This is a genomic window from Actinoplanes sp. NPDC051633 (assembly GCF_040681735.1).
Lineage (GTDB): Bacteria > Actinomycetota > Actinomycetes > Mycobacteriales > Micromonosporaceae > Actinoplanes.
Map to the genome: position 1 here is coordinate 1 of NZ_JBFAZH010001353.1, position 1,913 is coordinate 1,913.

Genomic DNA, 1,913 nt, shown 5'->3' on the forward strand with positions numbered 1-1,913 from the left:
ATTATCTTGATTTTCGTCTATATATTTTGTAGTATTATATTGCATATAAAAAGACCTCCAGTTTTGATCTTTATTGACGTTGAGCCTCGCGCAGGCCGCCGACGGCACCCGGCAGAGCGTCGTGTTCGCGAACACGGAGGCGATCCCCGAAGCCGCCTACCAATGGTTCCAGAGGGCAGCGCAGCTCACCTTCTGCATCAACCCTCGTTGAACATGTCGTCCAGGTCGGTGCTGGGCTTCGGGTGGTCGTGACTGTCGGCGTACCACCCGAACCGATCTGGTGGGTAGTCGGCGAGCAGCCGGTGGACGAGCTCCAGGTCGAGCCGGTCTCCCGGTTGCCGCTGATGCAGCGGTGGCGGATAGAAGCAGTCACCCAGCAGCAGCACCCCCGAGTCCGGCACCGCCACCACCGTGGAATCCTCGGCGTGACCGCCGCCGACGTGCCGGACCTCGACGCCGCCGGGCAGCGTGAGCGTGTCGTCGAACTCGGTGTGCGGCGCGCGGACGGCGAAGTCGTCCCACTGCCCGGCCATCGCCGACAGGCGTGCGGCACAGCTCGCCGCCAGTCGTGGGTTGGCGGCGGCCATCTCCCGCACGTACGCCTCGCTCCACGGTTTGCGGGCCTCGGCCCGCAGGATGGCCGCGCCGGCGCGATGGCCGACGATCTCCAGACCGGGCCAGGCGCAGGCGCCCCAGACGTGATCCCAGTGGTGGTGCGTGTAGACCAGCCGGCGCGGGGCGGGCAGACCGGCGGTCGCGACGGCCGCCTGCACTTGCCGCGCCACGGCCGGGCTGTTGCCGGCGTCGACGAGAACGCTGCCGTCGTCGCCGGCGATCACCGCGACGCAGCCCTGCACCCGGGCCGGGTCAGGATCGTGCGGGAAGAGCCACACCCGGCCGCCGAGATGCCGCAGCACGCTCATGACTTCCCTTCGATTTCCGCGTCGAGGCGCGTCCGGTCGGCGACGACGATTCCGCCGGCGGTCAGCCGGACGGCACCCGACCTGCTGAGCCGGGCCAGCGCCCGGTTCACGGTGACCCGGCTCAGGCCGAGCATCCGGGCCAGCTGCTCCTGAGAGCCCGCCCAGGCGACGCGCCGGTCCGGGTTCTGTTCCCTCAGCCAGACGGCGACCCGGGCCACCGCCGGCAGGGTGGCCGCCTGAGCGAGCCGGCGCCTGCCGGTCAGCACATCGCGAGCCAGGTGCGCGAGCACGTGATCGCGGACTGCGGGTTGCTCCCCCATCAGTCGCACGAAGTCGGCACACGGGAGAAGCCGCGTGGAGATCGCGGTCATCGCCGTCAGCCCGGTTGCCGGCGGCTCGGTGCTGAGGACCGCCGCCTTGTCCACGATCGTCGGGCCGGCCCACCGCTCGGGCAGCGTGTCAACGCCGCCGGTGCCGCCGTGACCGGCCGCCACGGTGCCGGACAGCAGCAGCACGACATGCCGCGGTCTCTCGCCGGCCGCCCGCAGCACGGCGCCCGCCGGGAATCGCACGGGTCGCGATCGCCCGGCCCATTCGGCCAGTTCGGCGGGAGCGAGTGTTCGCAGCGCCGGGATGGACCTCAACGAAGTCATGTAGCCATTGATACAGCGGCTCGCGGTGGAGCCGCCGTAGCGTGTCGGCATGTGGGTCATCGAACTCGGTTTCAGCCCGGATCCGGTACGTCTGGCCGCGCGCCCCGCCCATCGCACCCGCCTGGCGGCGCTGCACCGCGACGGCGTGGTCCGGATGGCCGGGCCGCTGGCGGGCGACGACGGGGCGCTGATCATCATGGATGCGCCCGACCGGGAGACGGTCGAGGCGGTGCTCGCGGCCGACCCCTACCTGGCCACTCCCGGCGTCGAGCTTCTCCACATCAGACAGTGGCAGCCGTTTCTGCAATAGGGGCGGGGACGGGGTGGCGCGGCGGCC

General features: G+C 70.6%; 3 protein-coding genes. 1 reads left to right on the plus strand and 2 read right to left on the minus strand.

Annotation, left to right across the window (positions count from 1 at the left end):
* Nucleotides 1-197: 197 nt before the first annotated feature.
* Nucleotides 198-923: an MBL fold metallo-hydrolase gene (locus tag AB0M20_RS40900; protein ID WP_364306627.1), complete on the minus strand. Its 726-nt coding sequence runs from the start codon at nt 921-923 to the stop codon at nt 198-200.
* Nucleotides 920-1,576: a Crp/Fnr family transcriptional regulator gene (locus AB0M20_RS40905; RefSeq protein ID WP_364306629.1), complete on the minus strand. Its 657-nt coding sequence runs from the start codon at nt 1,574-1,576 to the stop codon at nt 920-922. Before AB0M20_RS40905 ends, AB0M20_RS40900 begins: the two co-directional genes overlap by 4 nt.
* Nucleotides 1,577-1,625: 49 nt before the next feature.
* Between AB0M20_RS40905 and AB0M20_RS40910 the strand changes: the two genes are divergently transcribed.
* Nucleotides 1,626-1,886 carry a YciI family protein gene (locus tag AB0M20_RS40910; protein WP_364306631.1) on the plus strand — a complete coding sequence of 87 codons (261 nt, stop codon included), beginning with the start codon at nt 1,626-1,628 and terminating at the stop codon, nt 1,884-1,886.
* The last annotated feature ends 27 nt before the right edge of the window (nt 1,887-1,913 follow it).